A 1,745-nucleotide genomic window follows, 5' to 3' on the forward strand; every position below is an offset into this window, starting at 1 on the left:
GGCCTTGAGGGCGTGCATGTCGTTCAGGATGACTTGGAAGCGTTTGGGCACCTGCTCGATCCCGTCAAAGCGGGCGGGGCGGTCTCGCCGGACGCTGAACGACTCTGGTCGCCATCTCCTGAACTTGCCACTGCATTCTTGCCCGTGCGCTTGACTCGGTACAACGTTTGATCGGCTTGCTCCAAGAGCGCTGCAAACTGCACGCCCGCGTTGGACACCCCTACACTCACCGTCACCTGCAGGTCAGGGGCCACCTCGTCAAACGACAACTGCCGAACGGCCTCCAACATGATCTGACAGGTGGGCTGGAGCGCGGCTGAGCCTGGTCGCACCACAATGAATTCCTCACCCCCAAATCGCGCCACGAGGTCCGACGAGGCGGCCTGCTGCTGCAGGACCTGCGCAACCCGTTGTAACACCAGATCACCCACGGTGTGCCCCCAGGTATCGTTGATCTGCTTAAAATTATCCAGGTCCAGAAGAGCAACCGTGACCACTGTGCCGTCCTCTTGCCACTGTTCAGCCTGGTGGAAGAGCGCCAAACGGTTGGCCAGGCCCGTCAAGTAATCCGTCTGGCTCAACTGGGTCATCTGCCGATTGAGCCGTTCCAACACTGCGGCGTGCTCCTGTAATGCGGCGTTTTGCCGCCGGGTCTCTTCAAGCGTCAGCAGGCTCTCAAAGGCCCGGGCGACGTAGCGGCGCTGGCCCAGGGCCGCGGTCTGCTCGTACTGCACGCTTTTACGGAGGGTGACCAGAGCCTGGGGGAAGTTGCCTTCCGCTTCATACGCAGCACTCAGCTGGCTGTACAGCACAGGGAGATACTGATGGTTCTCTTCGTCTTCGAGAAGCGCGGGCAGCGGCGCCAAGCGGGCGATGACATCTTGTGGGGACATGCGGCGGGTAAGGGCCAGCCACGCTTCAACTTGCACCTCCGGGTTCAGGTTGGTCTCAGCGAGTGTCTGCAAGCGGTTTTCTGCAAAATGGCCTTCAGCGGACCGGCCCAACCGATCAAGCGTGGCGACAATCGAACTGAGCGTGAAGGCTTCCACCAGTGGGCGAAGCGTGACCGCTGGGCAATGTAGGGCCTGGGTGTAGCACAACAAGGCGGCTTCGTAATGGCCCCGGTCCTGCTCAAGGTCGCCCAGATTGATATAGGCGAGCGGCAGGCTAAGAGGTTCATCCACAGTCTTGAACAGCGCCAGCGCTTCCCGCAAATAGTGGCCTGCTCGTTCGGGATGGACGAAGCGGAGCATGGAGGCGAGATCATGCAGGCCAATAGCTTCCGTGACGACATCCCCCAGGGTGCGGCCCACCTGAATCTGCTCCTCAAGGTAGTGGAGGGCTTCATCAGCCTGGTTGAGGCTGTACGCGAGGCACGCGGCGGTGTTCAGGGCGCGCCCGGTCCAGACATTGGGGGGGTGCTGATGCAGGGTATCGAGGGCCGGGGTAAGGAGCGGCTTCACTGCACTCAGCTGACCGATCCGCCAGAACAGGTAGGCGAGGAGGACTTGCCCTTCCAAGGCACCGGGCAGGAGGCGCGCCCACTGTTCAGCTTGTGCGGGGTTAAGGTCGCGTGCTGCCCAGGCGTGTTCCCAGAATGCCGTGTTCATGGTGTCTCCTCGTCGTCAGGGCCTCGCCCTGCTGGGAGCATCATGGCGGCTGGGCTCTCTCCAAATCTTGACAAGTCGAGACAACAGGAGCCCAAACCTTCAGAGCGCAAAGCAGCTCAAACACGCGTGTAGGGG

General features: G+C 61.5%; 1 protein-coding gene. It reads right to left on the reverse strand.

What is annotated here, in order from left to right; genetic code table 11:
• Positions 1 to 23: 23 nt before the first annotated feature.
• Complete coding sequence (locus K7W42_RS22650; RefSeq protein ID WP_224577670.1) at positions 24 to 1,520, reverse strand: tetratricopeptide repeat-containing diguanylate cyclase; 1,497 nt, start codon at positions 1,518 to 1,520, stop codon at positions 24 to 26.
• Positions 1,521 to 1,745 lie beyond the last annotated feature (225 nt).

This window comes from Deinococcus betulae (genome assembly GCF_020166395.1).
Classification (GTDB): Bacteria; Deinococcota; Deinococci; order Deinococcales; family Deinococcaceae; genus Deinococcus; species Deinococcus betulae.